The organism is Aeromicrobium endophyticum (assembly GCF_003586285.1).
GTDB lineage: Bacteria > Actinomycetota > Actinomycetes > Propionibacteriales > Nocardioidaceae > Aeromicrobium > Aeromicrobium endophyticum.
The window spans coordinates 1,342,460-1,361,075 of record NZ_QUBR01000001.1 but is presented as its reverse complement, the minus strand read 5'-3'; the positions used below and the strand labels follow the sequence as shown (position 1 = coordinate 1,361,075).

The following is an 18,616-nucleotide window of genomic DNA, read 5'->3' as shown; positions in this document are numbered from 1 at the left end:
GCGGCGTCATGACGGCGGAGTGCTTCATGACTGGTCCAGCTCGCGCTCGAGGACCGCGGCCCACGAGTCGAGGACGGTCGAGCGGCGGGCGGCGTCGTCGCTGAGCGAGGCTGCGAGGCCGAGCCCGCGGACGAGGTCGAGCGTCGCCTGCACGAGCTGACGGTTGTCTCCGCGGCTCTCGTCGATGTCGAGCAGCTCGACGGCATAGGCGTGCGTCTCGCGTCCGATGCGCCGCTCCAGGGGTGCGACCGACTCGCGCAGGTCGGCATCGGTGCGCGCGGCCACCCACAGCTCGAGCGCCGCGAAGAACACCGGCGACACGAACTGGGCGGCGAGGATCTCGAGCACCCCTCGGATGCGGTCGTGCTCGGGCAGGCTCTCGGCATGGCGTCGCATGTCGTCGCGTCGCCGGTCGGTGAGGTGCTCGACGGCCGCGACGACCAGGGCCTGCTTGCTCGGGAAGTGGTGCAGCTGGGCACCGCGGCTGACGCCCGCGCGCCGGCTCACCACCGTCGTGGTGGTGCCGGCCCACCCCAGCTCGACCAGGGAGTCGACCGTGGCCTCCATCAGCCGCAGGCGCATCGCGCGGGTGCGCTCGCCCTGTGTCGATCGGGCAGCGGTGTCGGTCGTCACCCGACCACCATGCACCGTCGCAACACAAACAGTCAAGCCTGCTTGTTTGTGGACGGACCGTGACCGGCCAAAGATAAGAACGCCCTCACCGCGGTCTCACGGGGCACTCACCTCGACCCGGTGTTCTGAGGTCATCGAGAACGATCCCCACAGCACCAGGAGAACACCATGCGCACGACTTCGCTTCGTCCCCGTCTCGCCGCCGTCGGCCTCACCGCTGCCCTCGCCCTGACTCTCGGCGCCTGCGGCGGCAGCGACGACGAGACCCTCTCGTCGGGCGACCGCAACAAGGCCGAGGCCGCCGCCCTGAAGTACGTCGGCGGTGGAGCCGTCACCGACGCCGAGCGCGGCGACGGCGACGACACGTACGCCTACCAGGTCGAGGTCACCCTGCCCAACGGCACCGACATCGACGTCGAGCTCGACGACTCCTTCAAGGTCACCAACAGCCCGCCGAAGGCCTCCGCGTTCGCCACGGGCTCCCCGTCGGCCACGCCGCCGGCCGACCCGACCGGCGCCGCTCCGTCCGCGGGAGGCTCCGCCGACGACCAGCCCCTCACCGGAGACACGCTGACCCAGGCCAGCGAGGCCGCTCTCAAGGCCGCCGGCGGCGGCAAGGTCACCGAGACCAGCGGCAGCGACGACCCCGACCACGCCTACGAGGTCGACGTGCTCATGCCCGACGGGCAGGACCTCACGGTCGAGCTGGACGAGGGCTTCAAGGTCACCAAGATCGACCGTTAAGACAGGGCGTCGGGCTCGGCTAGGCTCTGGTGACCCAAGATTTCGCTGAGAGGCAGCCCCATGAGCGACCACAGTCCCGTCCCGCCGCCGCCCCCACCGCCGCCGCCGGCCGCGCCGGCAACAGCGCCGATGCCCCCCGTCGGGGCCTCGTCCGTCCCCCCGCCGCCTCCGCCACCCCCGGCTGACGGCGCGCCCGTCGCCACCGGCGGCGGCAAGGGCCGTCGTGGCGGCCGCGTCGCGATCATCGGCGGCGTCGTGGCCGCCCTCGTGGTGGCGGGCGGCATCGGCGCCTACGCGGTCTACGACCGACTCAGCGGCGGCGGTCCCCAGCCGCACGACGTGATGCCGGCCTCGACGCAGGTCTACCTGCGGTTCGACCTCGACCCCTCGGCCAGCCAGAAGGTCGACCTGTTCAAGCTGCTGCGCAAGGTCCCCGACCTGGCCGACGAGATCGGCATCAAGGACGAGCAGGCCGACATCCGCGAGCTGGTCTTCCCCAAGATCCTCGCGAGCGAGTGCAAGGACGTCGACTACGACAAGGACGTCGAGCCGTGGCTCGGCGACCGCATCGGCGTGGGCGCCAGCATCAAGGACCGTTCCGCCCTCATCGCGGTGCAGGTCACCGACGAGGACGCGTCGCGCGCCGGCATCAAGAAGCTCTTCGGCTGCGCCGACGAGAAGTACGGCATCGGCTACCGCGACGGCTACGCGCTCATCGCGCCCACGCAGGCCGAGGTCGACAAGGCCGCCGCCGCGACCGACAAGGCGACGCTGGGAGACAACAAGACGTTCGCCGCCGACGTCGACTCCTTGGGCGACCAGGGCATCGCCTCGGCATGGGCCGACCTCAAGAGCCTGAGCGACCTGCCCGAGGCCAAGGAGGCGCTCGGTCCGCAGCTCGACGAGCTCGTCAAGGCCGGCTCGGTGGCGACCACGCTGCGCGCCGACGGCGACGCGATCGAGCTCGCCGTGCTGGGTGGCATCGCTCCCACCAAGGGCGACAGCAAGGTCGCTGCCCTCGGCAAGCTGCCCTCCGACACCATCGCCGCCCTGTCCGTCTCCGGCGCCGGCAAGCAGGTCGCCGAGGGCTTCGAGTCGTTCGTCAGCGAGTTCGACCGACAGTTCGCCGGCGGAGGCGGGCTCGGCGACACGGCGAGCAGCACCCCGTCGAGCACGCTCGTCGATCCGATCAGCACTGTCCCGACCGAGCCGACGCCGACGTTCCCGGTGCCGTCCAGCTCGGGGCCGACGGTCGACCCCGACGACCCGTTCGGCAGCGACGACCCCTTCGGCGGTGACGATCCGTTCGGCAGCGATCCGACCGACCCCAACGGTGGCGGACTGGGCGGCGGCGATCTCGGTGGTGGCGGACTGGGCGGTGGCTTCAACGTCCAGCAGTTCCTCGACCGGCTCGAGCTCGAGACGGGCTTCAAGCTGCCCGAAGACCTCGAGACCCTGTTCGGCGACAACCTCACGCTCGCCATCGGGTCCAAGAACCTCGAGAAGCTGCCGACGTTCTCCGGTCCGGAAGCCTTCAGCAGCATCGACGTGGCCCTCTCGCTGACGTCGGAGAAGGCGCCCGCGCTCGACCTGGTCAAGCGCATCGCGGCGCAGGCCTCGCGGGCCGGCATCCCGCTGATCGCCTCGCCCACCGACCAGGGTGCGGTCCTGGCGAGCAACCAGGACGCCGCCGACGCGATCTCCGACCCCAAGGGCTCGCTCGGCGACGAGAAGGCGTTCAAGAGCGTCATCCCCGACGGCGAGAACGCCTCGGCCGGCCTCTACGTCAACATCGGCACGATCATCGACAAGCTGCTCGAGGCCGATCCCCCGGCCGACGTCCGCAAGGGCATCGAGGCGGCCTCGAAGCTGTCCGCGGTCGGCATCTCGTCGGGCACGCAGGACGACCGTGCCATGACGCGGATGCGCGTGTCCTTCCGCTGACGACGACCGCTGCCGGGTGAGGTCACCTCGCCCGGCAGCGGCTCAGGCGGAGTCGGGCACCAGTCCGGCGATCGGCTCCTGGTGGGTGTCGGGATCGACGGTGGTCGGTCGGTCGAGCTCGCCCACGGCACGGCGCGCGAAGTCCGCCGCGAGCTGCAGCGCCATCTCGCTCTCGGGCAGCACGTCGGCCAGCACCGGGAAGGCGTGCACCTGCTTGCGCCACAGGTGGGTCTCGACCTCGACGCCCCGCCCGGCCAGCAGCAGGGCCATCGCCTCGACCTCGGGGCGCAGCATCTCGTCCTCGACCGCCACGAAGAACGTCGGCGAGCTGATGTACGCCGTGGCGTGCAGGGGCGAGGCGTACCCCTCGATCGACGCCCCCTCGGGGAGCCAGCGCTCGCGGATCTTGGCCAGGCGACCCACGGGCAGGTAGGCGTCGCGCGACCGGATGATGCGCATGACGTCCTTGTCCTCGCGGTCGGGGTCGACGCTGAGCAGCGGCGAGAAGCCCAGCAGCGCGGCCGGCGCCTGCAGCCCCCGGCGGGTCGCGAGCTCGGCGACCTTCATCGCGAGGTAGCCGCCCGCGGAGTCTCCGGCGACGACGATCTTGTCGGGGTGCGTCGACTGGTCGAGCAGGGCCGCGTAGGCCGTGATGGCGTCGTGGACCGAGTCGGCGATCGCCCCTTCGGGCAGCTGCACGTAGTCGACCGAGACCACGGTGGCACCGGTCTTGAGGGCCAGACGCTCGCAGATGCGTCGATGGCTCTCGATGCCGCACGAGAAGAATCCCCCGCCGTGCAGGTAGAGGATCGTCATGTCGCTGTCGGGCCCGAAGCGATGGGTCATCGCCTCGACCCGGACGCCGCCCAGCCGGTACTCGACGGGCTCGACGTAGCGCGACCGCGGCCTCTTGGCCGAGAACCGGTCGAGGGCACGGATCGCGGCGAGCGACCGGTCGTTGATCGGCGTGTACCGCAGCAGGGGCTTGAAGACGATGCGCATCGACCGCTGCAGCACCCGCGCCTTGAGGCTGAAGGTCTCGTGGACGACGGCCTCGTCGTAGACCACGCGCATGGGTCCGCGCCCCGCACGTGCCGGCCGATCGGGGCGGGGACGTCCCGGACGCTGGCGCGCCCGGGGGTGCGGCACCAGGCCGATCAGCCCGGCCGCGCGATCACGCCACGTCGACCACCACATACCGCAAGCATACTCGCAGTATGTGAACTCGTCAGTCGGCCTGGAAGCGTGCGTCGACCTCGACGCGGATCACGATCTCCTGGGGCGTCAGGTCGAGCTCGGGGCCGTGGCCGTCGGCGAAGGCGGCCTTGAGCATGGGGACGGCGGACGGGTCACCGGGGCCGACCAGCATGCCCGGATCGGCGATCTGGGTCGCCACGACCTTGCCGCGGCGCACTGCGTTGGCGTACGTCTGCGCCTTCGCGACCGCGTCGTCGACGGCGGCCTTGCGCACCTCGGCCTCGTGGACCCGACGGCTCTTGGCGCTGACGTCCCACTCGACGCCGCCGATCTCGACGCCGTCGACGCTCGACCAGTGGTCGACGAAGCTGCTCAACCGCTCGAAGTCGGTGAACTCGGCCCGCAGCTGCACCCGGGCCACGTGCACCGCCTCGCCGCGGCGCCCCTCGCCGTCCCACGGACGATGGCTGAACACCCGCACCTGGTCGCTCGACCAGGTCGTGACCGCGTGGAGGTCGACGAGCTCCTTGAGGTGCGCGGACAGCGGATCCTGGATCGCGACGGCGCTGGAGAACGCCACGGCCCGGTCGGGGCCCTCGATCGCAGCGGCCAGGGCGACGGTCGCGCGTTCGGCGGGGTGGTGCTGCTCCGCGGAACCGCGCACGGTGATGTCGAGCGTCATGCGGACATCTTGCCCCATACCGGTGGCCACCGATCCAGCTCGGCGCCGCGAGCGGACGCGGCCGCGACCTGAGTTCGGCATTGCATAGCCAGGTACTAGGCTGCCTCCATGACCGAGCCGTCCGAGCACTCCAAGACCATCACCTGGGTCGATCCGCGCCCGCAGGCCGCCCTCGCGCTGACGATGTCGGGGCTGGACTACCTCCGGGCGATCCTCGCCGGCGAGATCCCCGGTGCCCCCATCGCGAGCCACATCAACATGGACTTCGTCAGCGTCGAGACCGGCGTGGTCGTGATGGGCGCGACCCCCGACGAGTCGCACTACAACCCGATCGGCGCGGTGCACGGGGGATTCTTCGCGACGCTGCTCGACTCGGTGTGCGGGTGCGCGGTGCAGACGACGCTGCCGGCCGGCACCGCGTACACCTCGCTCGACCTCAACGTCAGCTTCCTGCGGGGCATCACGGTCGACACCGGCCGCGTCGTCGCGACCGGCCGCGTCACCAAGCCGGGATCGCGGGCGGCGTTCGTCGAGGCGGACATCAAGGACGCGGACGGGCGGCTGCTCGCCACGGCGACGTCGACCTGCCTCGTGTTCCCCGCGGGGTGAACGCCTCGGATCCCGCAGAACATGAGGGTCTCCTCGGATAGGATCGATCCGTGGTCACCCTCGCCGATCTCCAGGTCCGCACGCTCGGTGCGTGCACGGTCAAGAGTCCCCTCGCGATGTACGTGGGTGACCGCGAGACCAACGAGTACTACGTCGGCGAGACCGACCGCATCCTCTACGACGACACCATCGAGCTGATCACGGCCCGAGGCGTCCCCCTCGACGAGCTGCCCACGTTCGAGGCCGGTGGACCGCGGCAGTCGATCTTCTTCGATCCCGCCACCACCAAGGTCGGCGTCGTCACGTGCGGCGGTCTGTGCCCCGGCCTCAACGACGTCATCCGGGCCATCGTGCTCGAGCTGCACACCCACTACGGCGTGCGCGACGTCGTGGGCTTCCAGCACGGGTACGCCGGCATCGTCGAGGCCAACGGGCACGACGTCGTCCAGCTGACCCCGTCGTACGTCGCCCGCATCAACGAGCGGGGCGGGACGATCCTCGGCTCGTCGCGGGGTGCACAAGACCCCAGCGCGATCGTCGACCGGCTCGTCGAGCTCGACATCGACATCCTGCTGGTGATCGGCGGCGACGGCTCGATGCGCGGCGCTCACAACATCGGTCGCGAGATCGCGTCGCGCGGCCTGTCGATCGGCATCGTCGGAGTCCCCAAGACGATCGACAACGACATCCCCCACATCGGCCAGAGCTTCGGCTTCTCGACCGCGTTCGCCAAGGCGGCCGAGTCGATCAAGGCCGCGCGGGTCGAGGTCGAGGCGGCGGTCGGCGGTGTCGGCATCGTCAAGGTCATGGGCCGGCACGCCGGCTTCATCGCCTGCTACGCCGCGCTGGCCAACCACGACGCCGACTTCGTGCTGATCCCCGAGGTCGAGTTCGCGCTCGACGGCGAGAACGGCCTGCTGAGCCTGCTCGCCCGGCGCGTGGCCGAGCGCGGCAGCGCCGTCATCGTGCTGGCCGAGGGTGCCGGCCAGGACCTCATCCCCGCCGACGACCGCACCGACGCCAGCGGCAACGCGGTGCTCGGCGACATCGCCGGCTTCCTGCGCGACGAGATCGGCAAGGACTTCGCCAACCGCTCTCAGCCCCTCACGATGCGCTACTTCAACCCGGGCTACGCGATCCGCTCGGTGCCCGCCGACGCGTCCGACTCGGTCTACTGCACCCGGCTGGCCCAGACCGCCGTGCACGCGGCCATGTCCGGCCGCACCGACATGGTCGTCGGACGACGGCGCCACCGCTTCGTCAACGTGCCGATCCCGTTCGTCACGGCCGGGTCGCACAGCGTCTCGGCCGACGGCGACCTGTGGCTCTCGGTGCTCGAGTCGACGGCCCAGCCCTTCAGCATGCGCTGAGACCGAGGGCGCCCCGCGCCCGAGCGTCGAAGCGGGCCAGCGCAGCGTGCGCGGCGAAGCCGCCCGACAGCGAGGCCTGGTGAGCGATCGGACCCACCCGAGTCCCCCTCGCTGCGCTCACGGTCGGCCGCAGACGGCCTCCCTGGGGAACGCACGCTCTCGTTCGCCAGGGAGCGCAGCTGGGGGTCCCTCCCGCGAGCGCAGCGAGTGGGGGCCCGTGAGGGCGAAGCCCGAGGCGAACCCACTGGTCAGGCTCATGCCAGTCCCCCTCGCTGCGCTCACGGTCGGCCGCAAACGGCCTCCCTGGGGAACGACTGATCACATGGTGAGACACCCTTGTCAACTGGCGAGACGGTGGCACTGTCGGTGGCACCGACCTTCCACTCCCCAGGAGACACCATGAGCGACAACTGGTCATTCGAGACGAAGCAGATCCACGCGGGCCAGGTGCCCGACCCCACCACGGGTGCCCGCGCGCTGCCGATCTACCAGACGACGTCGTTCCAGTTCCGCGACACCGACCACGCCGCGGCGCTGTTCAGCCTGGCCGAGCCCGGCAACATCTACACCCGCATCATCAACCCGACGCAGTCGGTCGTCGAGGAGCGACTGGCCGCGCTCGAGGGTGGCGTGGGGGCGCTGCTCTTCGCGTCGGGGCAGGCCGCCACGACCGCCGCGCTGACCAACGTCGCCGAGGCCGGCGACCACATCGTCGCCTCGGCCAGCCTCTACGGCGGCACCGACAGCCTGCTGCGCCACTCGTTCCCGAAGATCGGCATCACCGTGACGTTCGTCGAGGACAACAACAACCCCGACGCGTGGCGCGCCGCCGTCCAGGACAACACCAAGGTGTTCTTCGGCGAGACGGTCGGCAACCCCAAGGGCGACGTGCTCGACCTCGAGGCCATCTCCGCGGTCGCGAAGGAGGTCGGGGTCCCGTTCGTCGTCGACAACACCATCGCGACCCCCTACCTGCTCAACCCGCTGAAGCACGGCGTCGACACCGTCGTCCACTCCGCCACGAAGTACATCGGTGGCCACGGCACCGCGATCGCCGGCGTCGTCATCGACGGCGGCACGTTCGACTACGGCGCGCACGGCGACAAGTTCAAGGGATTCACCGAGGCCGATCCGAGCTACCACGGCCTCAAGTACGCCGAGGCCCTCGGACCGGCCGCCTACATCTCCAAGCTGCGCGTGCAGGTGCTGCGCAACACGGGCGCCGCGATCGCCCCCTTCAACGCCTTCCTCATCGCCCAGGGACTCGAGACCCTCAGCCTGCGCATCGAGCGCCACGTCGAGAACACCCGCAAGGTCGCCGAGTGGCTCGAGGCCCGCGACGACGTCTCGCGCGTCACGTGGGCCAGCCTGCCCAGCAGCCCCTACAAGCAGCTCGCCGACAAGTACGTGCCCCAGGGTGCGGGTGCCGTGCTGACGTTCGAGCTGCCCGGCGGCCTCGAGGCCGGCAAGGCGTTCATCGACGCGCTCGAGCTGTTCAGCCACGTCGCCAACATCGGCGACGTCCGCAGCCTCGCGATCCACCCTGCGAGCACGACCCACTCGCAGGGCTCGCCCGAGGAGCACGCCGCCACCGGCGTCACCCCCGGTCTGGTCCGCCTCGCGATCGGCCTGGAGGGCATCGACGACATCCTCGCCGACCTCGAGGCCGGCTTCCGCGCCGCGAAGTGAGGTCCGAACAGTGAGCATGCAGCAGTGAGCCTGGCTCCGGGCATCGATCCGTCTCTCGTCACGGGTGCGTGGCGCGAGGGGGATCCTCCGGGCGGACGTCTCTTCGCCGACCTCGGCGACCTGACGCTCGACTCGGGCGCGACCCTGCCCGACGTCCGGCTGGCGTACGAGACGTGGGGGACCTTCGACGGATCCAACGCCGTGCTGGTGCTGCACGCACTCACCGGTGACAGCCACGTCGTCGGCGAGGCCGGGCCGGGGCATCCCACCGATGGATGGTGGGGCAGCGTCGTGGGCCCCGGCCGTCCGATCGACACCGACCGCTGGTTCGTGGTCGCCGCCAACATCCTCGGCGGGTGTCAAGGCTCGACCGGGCCGGCGTCGCTCGACCCCGACGGGCTGCCGTGGGGCGGCTCGTTCCCGGCGCTGACCGTCCGCGACCAGGTCCGCGCCGAGGTCGCCCTGGCCGACCGAATGGGCATCGACCGGTGGCACGCCGTGATCGGCGGCTCGGCCGGCGGCATGCGAGCGGTCGAGTGGGCCGTCGAGCACCCCGACCGGGTCGAGCGCCTGATGCTGCTGGCCACCTCGGCAGCGGCCTCGGCCGAGCAGATCGCGCTGTCACGCACCCAGGTGGCGGCCATCCAGACCGATCCGGCCTGGTTCGACGGCGACTACTACGACGGACCGGTGGGCCCCCTCGCCGGTCTGGACCTCGCCCGTCGCATCGCGCACATCGCGTACCGCAGCGAGACCGAGCTGCAGCAGCGCTTCGGCCGCGCGACCGAGATGGACGGCACGTGGTCGGTCGACTCGTACCTGCAGCACCACGGCGCGAAGCTCGTGAGCCGCTTCGACGCCGGCTCGTACGTCGTGCTGACGTCCGCGATGGACACCCATGACGTCGGGCGCGACCGCGGCGGCATCGCGTCGGCGCTGTCGCGGGTGACGGCACGCACGGTGGTGGCGGGCATCGACTCCGACCGGCTCTACCCGCTGCACCAGCAGCAGGAGCTCGCCGACCTCATCCCGGGTGCGGGCCCGCTGGCGGTCGTGACGTCCGTGCACGGTCACGATGGCTTCTTGGTGGAGGCCGAGCAGGTCGGCGAGCTGGCTCGAGACCTGCTCGCCGACCCGGTCGAGCGTCAGTACATCCGGCGCGAGGCCTCGGCAGCCGAGTAGAAGTCGCTCGACTCCTTCTTCCACAGCAGCACCAGGATGACCACGGCCAGCACGACGCTGATGACCGACGAGATGACGGTGACGGTCTCGGAGTTGCTGCCCGCGGCGGTGAACAGCAGGCCGATGAGGTTGAAGGCGCCCAGCACGGTCGCCACGACGCGGGCCCAGCTGCGACCCTGGCCGTTCTTCCAGGCCATCCAGACCCACAGCAGCGCGCCGATGAGCCCGAAGACCACCGCGATCGTGATCGTGACGGCGTACGCCGCGTCGATCGTCGACTGGCTGACGGTGGTGTCGTTCTTCAGCAGCTCGGCGCGGATGTCGTCCTTGAGGCTGCCCAGCGTCGTGAAGCTGTAGATCAGCGACAGGACGCTCAGCACCGCACCGGCGTACATCAGCTTGACGGCGAGCGCGATCGACGAGGGCTGCGCGGGCGGCGCCTGACGCTGCGGAGGCTGCCCGCCGGGCGACGTCGGGTAGGCCCCGTAGGGGGCGGCGGGCTGCTGCTCGCCCGGGTAGGGCGGCTGGCCCGCGCCGAAGGGCTGGTCGGGCTCTGGCGGTGTGGTGGTCATGGTTCTCCCCCTGGATCGATGACGTCGGTGGCCCTGACCCTACCGAAAGAGGACCGTCACACCATCCGGCGGACGATGCCCAGGGGCGCGTACTTCATGACCTGCCCGAGCGGGGCCCACGGCCACGACGGCACCGCCGCGTCGACGACCTCGGCCTCGATCTTGGCCACGAGGGCGCGGCACCCCGTCTCGGTGTCGACCATCATGCGGGTCTCCTGCTGCACGCCCTCGTTCATCTCCGACGCGATGTAGCCCGGGAACAGGGTCGTGACCTTGATGTCGAGGCCCTTGCGGCCGATCAGGTCGGAGCGGATGCCCTCGGCGAGCATCGCGAGCCCGGCCTTGGTCGCCGCGTACGTCGTCATCGACGACGGCATGCCCCGCATGGCCGACATCGACGAGATGACGACCAGGTGCCCGGCCTTGCGCTCGTAGAAGTGCTCCATCGCGGCCTCGCACTGGGCCAGCGCGGCGACGAAGTTGGTCTCGGCGGTCTGGCGGTTGGCCTCGAACCGGCCGGTGCCGATGCGGCCGCCCTTGCCGAGCCCGGCGTTGACGATGACGCGGTCGAGACCACCCAGGTCGACGACGGCCTGCTTGAACACCGCGAAGACCTGCTCGTGGTCGGTGACGTCGAGCGCGTGCACCACGACCTCGATCCCGGGGTGCGCCGCGAGCAGCTCGTCGCGCAGTGCCTCGAGGCGGTCGACGCGTCGTGCCGTCAGGGCGAGGTGGTGACCCTTGGCAGCCAGGATGCGGGCCATGCCGGCGCCGAGCCCGGAGCTGGCGCCGGTGATGAGGACGTTGGTGCGCATCGGTCAGTCCTTCTTGGCCATCGCGAACGAGGCCTTCTTCATCATCCGGTCGTACAGCGGCCGGGCGAACCGCTTGGCCGCGTAGGCCAGCTTGCCGTCACGGTCGGTCAGGATGATGTGGCGGCCCTTCTCCACTCCCTTGAGCACCTCGGCGGCGATCTGGTCGGCGGTGACGCTGGACCGGTCGATGAGCTTGGCCGCCGACTTCTGGGCCGCCTCGTCCTTGCCGCGCAGCGACTCGGTCAGGTTGGTCTTGAAGAACGTCGGGCACACCACCGAGACCCGCACGCCGTAGGGCGCCAGCTCGTGCAGCAGGGTCTCGCTGAGGGCCACGACCCCGGCCTTGACCGCGTTGTACTCGCTCATGCGCGGCGGGTGGATCAGACCGGCGGCCGAAGCGGTGTTGACGATGTGGCCGCTGCCCTGCGCCTTCATCGTCGGCGCGAAGGCGCGGCACCCGCGGGCGACGCCGAGCAGGTTGATGTCGACGATCCACTGCCACTGGTCCATCTCGGTCAGCTCGATGCGTCCGCCGGCCGCGACCCCGGCGTTGTTGAACAGGTAGTCGAGACCGTCCCACTGCTCGACGGTCCAGTCGTGTGCCGTCGACCAGTCGACGTCCTGCGTGACGTCGAGGCGGCGGTAGTCGACACCCACCAAGTCGGCCAGCGTCGAGGGCGCCTCGTCGTGGACGTCGGTGGCGAGCACGCGGCATCCGCGGCCGACCATCTGGTGGACCAGCGCGAGGCCGAGTCCGGAGGCGGCGCCCGTGACCAGGACACGCGAGCCGGGAGAGATCGTCATGCCCAGATACTACCGGTATGTCAGCCGCCACGACGTCGACGTGCACCTCGAGTCGGCGAGCCACTACCCTGTCCGCAACGTGTCACAAGACAGGTTGTTCCGGGGGAGAGAAGACAGTCATGGCATCAGCCGACATGATCCGCGAGGCTCAGGACCCGTCGACCAGCGGCGCACGGCTCGCCGAGCTGGCCCAGCTCGACCGAGACCTCTGGACGGCGATCGCGGTCCACCCCGCGGCCTATCCCGCGCTGCTCGACTGGCTCGGGCAGCAGGGCGACCCGACGGTCGACGCCGTGCTGGCGATGCGCTCCGGGTCTCCGGCCGCTGCCCCCGCACCAGCGGGCCCACCGCCGCCGCCCGCCGAGACCCCCACCGCGTACCCGGCCCAGGGCGCCGTCCCCCCGGCCGGCAACCAGAGCTCACCGACACCTGGCTCACCCGGCGGCGACAGCAAGAACCTCTGGGTCGTCTGCGGCGTGGTCGTCGTCGTGCTGGCCCTGATCGGCGGCGCCGCCTTCGGCGCCACGAAGGTCTTCGGCGGCGACGACGACAAGGACGAGGCGTCGTCGTCACAGACCAAGGACGCGCCCGAGCCGTCCGACCCGCCCACCGTGACCAGGCCCACCCTCGACTCGCCCACGCTGGGCTCACCCACCCTGGGCACGCCTCCGTCCAGCTCGTCCCTCGAGCTGTTCTGCGAGGGATTCAAGTCCGCGGTGAGCATCATCAACGCCAATCCCGACGCCCAGCCGGGCTCTGGCCCCGTCAAATCGATCGTCAGCATCCTCGACAACGTCGAGCGCTTTGCGCCCGCCGAGGTCAAGAGCGATGTCGGCATCATGGCCACCTACTTCAGAACGGCGAGCGATCCCAGCGCATTCGACCAGGTGCCCGCCGAGCTCGACGCCGCACAGAAGAGGGCCGCGCAGTACTACACGGCCAACTGCTCGTAGCAGGCCGATCGAACGAGTCGTCGCTCGTGCCGACCGGGCTCGCTATCGGAACGTGACCATGTCGCGGGGCAGGTGGCCCGTCTCGTTGAACGCCAACAGCCGCGCGCCCGTGCCGCCCACGATGACGGTCGTGACGCTCGCGTTGACGACGACGTCGTTGATGCGCTGGAACAGCGAGTCGTCGCCGGCCAGCAGGTGCGAGGCGACCAGCGCGATGGGGCCGCCCGACGTGAACACGGCGATCTGCCGGCCCGAGCCGGCGTGCGACACGACGTCGTCGAACGAGGACATGACACGCGAGCAGAAGGTCGCGTAGGTCTCGCCCGGGCCCTCCTCGCCGGCCATCCAGCCGGTGATCGCGACGTTGAGCATGCGCTGGAACGCCTTGGAGTCGGCGCCCATCGCCGACGAGTCGTGCGCACGGGCGAGCGCGAGGTGGTCGTACTCGTCCCAGCCCGCGTCGACGTCGTAGCCGTCGCCCACCCCGCTGGCGTCGATCGCGGCGATCGCGGTCTGCGCGTGGCGCTTCATGCCGCCGGCGACGGCGGCGGTCGGGGCCCAGCCCGACGCCTCCCACGAGACCCCGAGAGAGGACGACTGCTCGAAGCCGAGCGCGGAGAGGTGGTCGTAGTCGGCGGCGCCGAACGACGCCTGCCCGTGCCGGATCAGGTGGATGGAGCCCATGGGCCGACCCTACCGACGCGTGGCGTGCCGCGAGGCCGGCACCTGGTGAAGTCAGGTGCCGGCCTCGCGGGTCGTGCGATCGTGCAGGTGCAGCAGGTGGAGCTGGTGCTCCGCGGCGATCAGCTCGCCGGCGGCATCAGCACCGTGTCGATCAGGTAGACCGTCGCGTTGGCGGTCTGGACGCCGCCACAGATGACGGCGGCCTGGTCGCCGACCTTGATGTCGTCGCCCGAGCCGGTGATCGTCAGGTCGGCGCCGTTGACGGTCTTGAAGGTGCCGTCGATGTCCGCAGGCGCGATGCGCTTGGGGATCACGTGGTAGGTCAGGATGCTCGACAGCGTCTTGCCACCGGCCTCCTTCGACAGCGTGTCGATCGTGTCGGCCGGGATCTTGGCGAAAGCGTCGTCGACGGGCGCGAACACGGTGAACTCGCCGCCGTTGAGCGTGTCGACCAGGTCGACGTCGGGGTTGACCTTGCCGCTGACGGCAGCGGTCAGCGTCTTCAGCAGCGGGTTGTTGCTGGCGGCCGTGGCGACCGGGTCCTGCGACATGCCGCTGACCGAGCCGGCACCGTCCGGCACGGCCTTGGCGTAGTCGGCGCAGCCCGGGCCCACGAGGTCGGCGGCCGGGTCGGCGGCCGACGAGTCGTCGGACGGGGCGGCCGAGCTGGCCGAGTCGTTGGCCGGAGCGGAAGCGTCGCCCTCGGAGTCGCTCGAACCGCAAGCAGCAGTGAACAGGGCCAGCGAAGCGACAGCCGCGACGGCGAAGCTCTTGGTCTGGGTACGCATGGTGTGTCTCCTTGATGGTTGGGTTGTCGTGATCTCGTGCGGGTGCTGCGTGTTACTCGACGCGGAACTGGACGCTCTGCCAGCCGGTCGTCCCGTTCGGGCGGATGGGCGCCCGATCGGAGGTCTGTGTCGTGCCGTCCTTCGTGGTGGCCCGCACCTGGACGGTGTGGATGCCGGTCGTGGCCTCGTCCCACTGGTACGACCACTGGCGCCAGGTCTCGACGTTGTCCTCGTCGGCCAGCTCGGCCTCGAACCAGTCGCCCTTGTCGATGCTGAGCTCGACCTTCGCGATGCCGACGGTCTGCGCCCAAGCGACGCCGCCCATCCGGACCGAGTCCTTCGGGAAGGCCTGGAACGACTTGGGGACGTCGATCCGCGAGGAGAACTTGATCGGCGCGAGAGCGGTGTAGCCGCGGGTGGTCCAGTAGCCCTTGAAGTCGGCGAAGCGGGTGACCTCGATGTCGGTCAGCCACTTGGTCGCCGAGACGAAGCCGTAGAGGCCGGGGACGACGAGGCGCGCCGGGAAGCCGTGGGCCAGCGGCAGCGGCTGGCCGTTCATGCCGATCGCGACCATCGACGTACGGTCGTCGGTGACCGCCTCGAGGGGCGTGCCGGCGGTCCAGCGGTCGGCGCTGGTCGACTTGATCGCGTCGGCGCCGTCCTGCACGCCGGCCATCTCGAGCAGCGTCGCGGTGCGCACGCCGAGCCACAGGGCGTTGCCGACGTACGGCCCGCCGACCTCGTTGGAGACGCACGTCAGCGTGACGCGGTGCTCCTCGAGCGGCATGTCCATCAGGTCGCGGAACGAGAGGTTGAGCTCCTTGTCGACCATGCCGTGGATGCGCAGGCTCCAGCCCTCGGCCGGCACGTCGGGGATGCTCAGCGCGGTGTCGACGCGGTAGAAGTCGCGGTTCGGCGTGACGTACGGGCTGACGCCCTCGACGTCGACCTGGGCACCGGCCGGCACCGCGGAGGCGGGCTTGGCCGCCCGCGGCAGACGGATGCCGGCGCGGGAGGCGGCCGCGGCGGCGTTGCCGAACACCTGGCCCACCGCGCCGCCGATCACGACGAGGGCCGTGACCCCGAGCGACGCCTTGAGGAACCCGCGGCGTCCGAGGCCCAGCGGGTGGTCGGCGGCGGCCTGCTCGCGGGCGCGGAGGTTGGCCAGCAGCACCAGCATCGAGCCGAGCGAGACCAGCAGGGTCACGACCGACGGCACCAGCGTGAGCGCGCGGCTGGCCGTGCTGGTGCGGTCGATCGCGGCGGCGACGATCGCGATGCCGCCGAGCACGGCCACCACGGCGAGCGCCACGCGCGGGCGGCGGCGTCCGACGATGCCGGCGACGATCGCGACGAGGGCGAGCGTCGCGATGACGCCGCCGATCAGCACCGGCTTGTCGGCGGTGCCGAACTGCTTGACCGCGAACTCCTTGAGGAACGGCGGCGCGTAGTCGATGGCGCGGTTGCCGACCGACTCGATCGGCGACGGCACGCCCTGCAGGGGAGCGGCGACCGCCGTGCCGACGGCCACGCCCGAGGCGGCGGCCAGGAAGCCGGCGATGGCTCCTGCCCACCAGGGGGCTGCGCTGCGGGTTGCCGTGGGCGTCGTCACACCCCCAGTTCGCCGCCCGCGCCCGCAGGGATTGGTGGGATGTCGAAAATGTTTCGCCGGGCACCTCGTGCCCAGCGGGTCGCGGCTCCTACGCTGGCCTGATGAGTGAACGCGAGGGAGTCGCCTTTCCGTCCGACAGCTCCACGTCGGCCGCCCGCACCGTGATGGCCGATGCGCTGCGCAAGGCCGATCCGGTCGGTGCGCGTGCCGTCGAGAACGAGACCAACTGGCGGCGCAACTACCTCGTGCACTTCCGACGTGCGGTCGAGGCCGGCGTGGGCGAGGCGACCGCTGCGCACGCGATCGCCGCCGACGGCCTGCGCAGCGCCCACGACCTGATGCGCTTCGGCGACCTGCCCCTCGACCAGGCCATCGACGGCAGCGCGCTGACCCAGGCCTTCCACACGCGGACGGTCGAGGGCGCCGGCGAGGCCGAGACCGAGCTGTCGATCCCCTACCGCGGGCAGCGACTCAGCGGCCGGGCGCTCGTCGACCAGCTCGACCGGTGGGTCGCCGACGGCGTCATCACCCGCTCGGCGTCCGAGGCCGTCCAGACCGTGCAGGACAACCCGCAGTGGTTGCGGCTCGACGGCGACACCGTCGTCGTGCTGGGCGCGGGTGCCGAGATGGGGCCCTACCGTGCACTGCTGCGCTGGGGCGCGCAGGTCGTCGCCCTCGACCTCCCGCGCGACGACGTGCAGGAGCGCATCCGCACCTTGGCCACCGAGTCGGCGGGGCGCACGTTCGTGCCGGCGCGCATCCTCACGCACGGCGACGACACGGGCGCCGACCTGCTGACCGAGCTGCCGGGCATCGCCCACTGGCTCGGCGGCCTGCCAGGACGGCTCGTGCTGGGCAACTACTGCTACGCCGACGGCGGCACGCACGTCCGGCTCTCGATGGCCGCCGACGCCCTCGCCCAGCACCTGGTCGACCAGCGCGACGACACCGCCCTGGCCTTCCTGGCCACCCCGACCGACACCTTCGCCGTCCCTGCCGAGGAGGTGCAGCGGGCCAACGAGCTGTACTCGTCGCGGTCGCGGCTCGTGCGCGCCCCGCTGCGCATGGTCAGCGGCGGACGCCTGCTGCAGCGGCACTACCCGCCGGGCGCCGACCCCGGCATCTGCGACGCGCTCGTGCCGCAGCAGGGCCCCAACTACGCGCTCGCCAAGAGGCTGCAGCGCTGGCGGGCCACCACGGCCCGCGCGTCCGGCACGACGGTGTCGCTCAACGTGGCCCCGGCCACCCGCACGCGCTCGGTCGTCAAGAACAAGGCGCTCGCCGCCGCCTACGCCGGCTCGCACCGCTTCGGCGTCGAGATCTTCGATCCCGCCACCAGCAACACGCTGATGGCCGCGCTGCTGGTGCACGACCTGCGCGCGGGCGCTGCGCCCCAGGCCGAGCCGTGGCAGGACGAGGCGGTCAACGCCGCCCACGGCGGACTGTGGACCGCTGCGTACGACCCTCGAAGCGCTCTCGGCCTCGCCGCCGTCCTCGGCATCGGCGCGCTACGGGGCTAGGGAGGGGCAGGCCCGGGCGAATCGCTCACCGGGCTTCGCAGACTGACGCCTTCGGCGTGAACCGCTCCCGCTTCGCGGCGCCGCCGCCGCAAGCGGCCTCAGCGCTCAGTCGACCCAGGTCACGACGTCGTCGAGGGGGGCCCGGGTGGAGGTGAACCGGGCGGTCGGGTGGTCGGGATCGGGACGACCGAACGAGATGCCGCAGACGACCCGGCGGTCGTCCGGCAGGTCGAGCACAGTGCGCACCGCGGGCGTCACCTGGGCGATCGCGGCCTGGGCGCACGTACCGAGCCCCAGCGACTGCGCCGCCAGCATGAACGAGTTGACGTACAGCCCGCAGTCGATCGCCCCGTAGACGCCGAGGTCGGCATCGGTCGTGATGATCGCGACGTGCGGGGCGCCGAAGAACTCGAAGTTGCGCAGCATCTGTGTGGCCGACCCGTCACGGTCGCCGCGCTGCACGCCGACCGCCTCGTACAGCTGCCAGCCGACCTCCTTGCGCCGCTCGTCGTAGACACCCGTGTAGGCCGCAGGGAACGGGAAGTCGGACGGTGCCGGCTGGCCGAACGTCGCGATGACGTTGTCGACCGCGGCCTTCGACAGTGCCTCCTTGGCCTCGCCCGACACGACGTGAACGTTCCACGGCTGCGTGTTGCACCACGACGCGGTGTGCTGCGCCGCGGCCAGCACCTGCTCGATCGTCTCGCGCGGCACCTCGTCCGGCAGGTAACCGCGGCAGCTGCGTCGTGCGGTGAGCAGACGATCGAGCGTCTCGTACTGGGTCATGGCGGGGTCCACGGCTACGTCCTGTGTCACGG

The 18,616-nt window shown here is 71.1% G+C and carries 18 protein-coding genes; 8 read left to right on the top strand and 10 right to left on the bottom strand.

The window, feature by feature from the left end:
* Positions 1 to 24 precede the first annotated feature (24 nt).
* Positions 25 to 633, bottom strand: a complete 609-nt coding sequence (locus DX116_RS06660; protein ID WP_233556587.1) for a TetR/AcrR family transcriptional regulator — start codon at positions 631 to 633, stop codon at positions 25 to 27.
* Positions 634 to 801: 168 nt separating this feature from the next.
* Between DX116_RS06660 and DX116_RS06655 the strand changes: the two genes are divergently transcribed.
* Together DX116_RS06655 and DX116_RS06650 are read left to right on the top strand one after the other, a co-directional pair.
* On the top strand, positions 802 to 1,377 hold the full coding sequence (locus DX116_RS06655; protein ID WP_119703352.1) for a PepSY domain-containing protein: 576 nt from the start codon (positions 802 to 804) through the stop codon (positions 1,375 to 1,377).
* 60 nt (positions 1,378 to 1,437) lie between these two features.
* Entirely contained in the window at positions 1,438 to 3,321 is a 1,884-nt protein-coding gene (locus DX116_RS06650; RefSeq protein ID WP_147393606.1) for a hypothetical protein, read from the top strand.
* Between the two features lie 42 nt (positions 3,322 to 3,363).
* On the opposite strand, the gene DX116_RS06645 is transcribed toward DX116_RS06650, so the two are convergent.
* A complete protein-coding gene (locus DX116_RS06645; RefSeq protein ID WP_119703350.1) occupies positions 3,364 to 4,518 on the bottom strand; it encodes an alpha/beta hydrolase in 1,155 nt (384 codons plus the stop codon).
* A gap of 31 nt (positions 4,519 to 4,549) precedes the next feature.
* Positions 4,550 to 5,200: an SIMPL domain-containing protein gene (locus tag DX116_RS06640; protein WP_199715945.1), complete on the bottom strand. Its 651-nt coding sequence runs from the start codon at positions 5,198 to 5,200 to the stop codon at positions 4,550 to 4,552.
* A 108-nt stretch (positions 5,201 to 5,308) separates the two neighbouring features.
* Here DX116_RS06640 and DX116_RS06635 point away from each other — a divergent pair, with 108 nt between their 5' ends.
* The 4 genes from DX116_RS06635 (at position 5,309) to metX (ending at position 10,050) form a co-directional block, all read left to right on the top strand.
* Complete coding sequence (locus DX116_RS06635; protein WP_119703348.1) at positions 5,309 to 5,809, top strand: PaaI family thioesterase; 501 nt, start codon at positions 5,309 to 5,311, stop codon at positions 5,807 to 5,809.
* 50 nt (positions 5,810 to 5,859) lie between these two features.
* Positions 5,860 to 7,179: an ATP-dependent 6-phosphofructokinase gene (locus DX116_RS06630; protein ID WP_119703347.1), complete on the top strand. Its 1,320-nt coding sequence runs from the start codon at positions 5,860 to 5,862 to the stop codon at positions 7,177 to 7,179.
* A 399-nt stretch (positions 7,180 to 7,578) separates the two neighbouring features.
* Positions 7,579 to 8,868 (top strand): bifunctional o-acetylhomoserine/o-acetylserine sulfhydrylase, encoded by a 1,290-nt coding sequence (locus DX116_RS06625; protein ID WP_119703346.1) that lies wholly within the window; start codon positions 7,579 to 7,581, stop codon positions 8,866 to 8,868.
* 24 nt (positions 8,869 to 8,892) lie between these two features.
* Positions 8,893 to 10,050, top strand: coding sequence for a homoserine O-acetyltransferase MetX (metX, locus tag DX116_RS06620; RefSeq protein ID WP_233556586.1), 1,158 nt, complete (start codon positions 8,893 to 8,895; stop codon positions 10,048 to 10,050).
* Here metX and DX116_RS06615 read toward each other — a convergent pair.
* The 3 genes from DX116_RS06615 to DX116_RS06605 are packed head-to-tail and all read right to left on the bottom strand — an operon-like array spanning position 10,014 to position 12,241.
* Entirely contained in the window at positions 10,014 to 10,622 is a 609-nt protein-coding gene (locus tag DX116_RS06615) for a proline-rich domain-containing protein (protein ID WP_119703345.1), read from the bottom strand. The genes metX and DX116_RS06615 overlap by 37 nt on opposite strands.
* A gap of 56 nt (positions 10,623 to 10,678) precedes the next feature.
* A complete protein-coding gene (locus DX116_RS06610) occupies positions 10,679 to 11,437 on the bottom strand; it encodes an SDR family oxidoreductase (protein ID WP_119703344.1) in 759 nt (252 codons plus the stop codon).
* Between the two features lie 3 nt (positions 11,438 to 11,440).
* The gene (locus DX116_RS06605; protein WP_119703343.1) at positions 11,441 to 12,241 is read right to left on the bottom strand and encodes an SDR family NAD(P)-dependent oxidoreductase; all 801 of its coding nucleotides are present in this window, start codon (positions 12,239 to 12,241) and stop codon (positions 11,441 to 11,443) included.
* 119 nt (positions 12,242 to 12,360) lie between these two features.
* Here DX116_RS06605 and DX116_RS06600 point away from each other — a divergent pair, with 119 nt between their 5' ends.
* Entirely contained in the window at positions 12,361 to 13,194 is an 834-nt protein-coding gene (locus DX116_RS06600; protein ID WP_119703342.1) for a variant leucine-rich repeat-containing protein, read from the top strand.
* Positions 13,195 to 13,236: 42 nt separating this feature from the next.
* Here DX116_RS06600 and DX116_RS06595 read toward each other — a convergent pair whose 3' ends face one another.
* From DX116_RS06595 to DX116_RS06585, 3 genes are all read right to left on the bottom strand, one after another.
* Complete coding sequence (locus tag DX116_RS06595) at positions 13,237 to 13,878, bottom strand: histidine phosphatase family protein (protein WP_119703341.1); 642 nt, start codon at positions 13,876 to 13,878, stop codon at positions 13,237 to 13,239.
* Positions 13,879 to 13,997: 119 nt separating this feature from the next.
* The gene (locus DX116_RS06590; RefSeq protein ID WP_119703340.1) at positions 13,998 to 14,666 is read right to left on the bottom strand and encodes a fasciclin domain-containing protein; all 669 of its coding nucleotides are present in this window, start codon (positions 14,664 to 14,666) and stop codon (positions 13,998 to 14,000) included.
* 52 nt (positions 14,667 to 14,718) lie between these two features.
* Positions 14,719 to 16,278 carry a molybdopterin-dependent oxidoreductase gene (locus DX116_RS06585; RefSeq protein ID WP_119703339.1) on the bottom strand — a complete coding sequence of 520 codons (1,560 nt, stop codon included), beginning with the start codon at positions 16,276 to 16,278 and terminating at the stop codon, positions 14,719 to 14,721.
* Between the two features lie 101 nt (positions 16,279 to 16,379).
* Here DX116_RS06585 and DX116_RS06580 point away from each other — a divergent pair, with 101 nt between their 5' ends.
* Complete coding sequence (locus DX116_RS06580; protein ID WP_119703338.1) at positions 16,380 to 17,798, top strand: hypothetical protein; 1,419 nt, start codon at positions 16,380 to 16,382, stop codon at positions 17,796 to 17,798.
* A 105-nt stretch (positions 17,799 to 17,903) separates the two neighbouring features.
* Here DX116_RS06580 and DX116_RS06575 read toward each other — a convergent pair whose 3' ends face one another.
* Positions 17,904 to 18,614, bottom strand: a complete 711-nt coding sequence (locus DX116_RS06575; RefSeq protein WP_233556585.1) for a nitroreductase — start codon at positions 18,612 to 18,614, stop codon at positions 17,904 to 17,906.
* Positions 18,615 to 18,616: the final 2 nt, after the last annotated feature.

Excerpts from the sequence above, each read along its gene's own strand:
- DX116_RS06635 (WP_119703348.1), top strand. The coding sequence starts at position 5,309 with ATGACCGAGCCGTCCGAGCACTCCAAGACCATCACCTGGGTCGATCCG.
- DX116_RS06580 (WP_119703338.1), top strand. The coding sequence starts at position 16,380 with ATGAGTGAACGCGAGGGAGTCGCCTTTCCGTCCGACAGCTCCACGTCG.
- DX116_RS06645 (WP_119703350.1), bottom strand. The coding sequence starts at position 4,518 with ATGTGGTGGTCGACGTGGCGTGATCGCGCGGCCGGGCTGATCGGCCTG.
- DX116_RS06655 (WP_119703352.1), top strand. The coding sequence starts at position 802 with ATGCGCACGACTTCGCTTCGTCCCCGTCTCGCCGCCGTCGGCCTCACC.
- DX116_RS06615 (WP_119703345.1), bottom strand. The coding sequence starts at position 10,622 with ATGACCACCACACCGCCAGAGCCCGACCAGCCCTTCGGCGCGGGCCAG.
- DX116_RS06600 (WP_119703342.1), top strand. The coding sequence starts at position 12,361 with ATGGCATCAGCCGACATGATCCGCGAGGCTCAGGACCCGTCGACCAGC.
- DX116_RS06595 (WP_119703341.1), bottom strand. The coding sequence starts at position 13,878 with ATGGGCTCCATCCACCTGATCCGGCACGGGCAGGCGTCGTTCGGCGCC.
- DX116_RS06625 (WP_119703346.1), top strand. The coding sequence starts at position 7,579 with ATGAGCGACAACTGGTCATTCGAGACGAAGCAGATCCACGCGGGCCAG.
- DX116_RS06605 (WP_119703343.1), bottom strand. The coding sequence starts at position 12,241 with ATGACGATCTCTCCCGGCTCGCGTGTCCTGGTCACGGGCGCCGCCTCC.
- DX116_RS06590 (WP_119703340.1), bottom strand. The coding sequence starts at position 14,666 with ATGCGTACCCAGACCAAGAGCTTCGCCGTCGCGGCTGTCGCTTCGCTG.
- DX116_RS06650 (WP_147393606.1), top strand. The coding sequence starts at position 1,438 with ATGAGCGACCACAGTCCCGTCCCGCCGCCGCCCCCACCGCCGCCGCCG.
- DX116_RS06640 (WP_199715945.1), bottom strand. The coding sequence starts at position 5,200 with ATGACGCTCGACATCACCGTGCGCGGTTCCGCGGAGCAGCACCACCCC.
- DX116_RS06610 (WP_119703344.1), bottom strand. The coding sequence starts at position 11,437 with ATGCGCACCAACGTCCTCATCACCGGCGCCAGCTCCGGGCTCGGCGCC.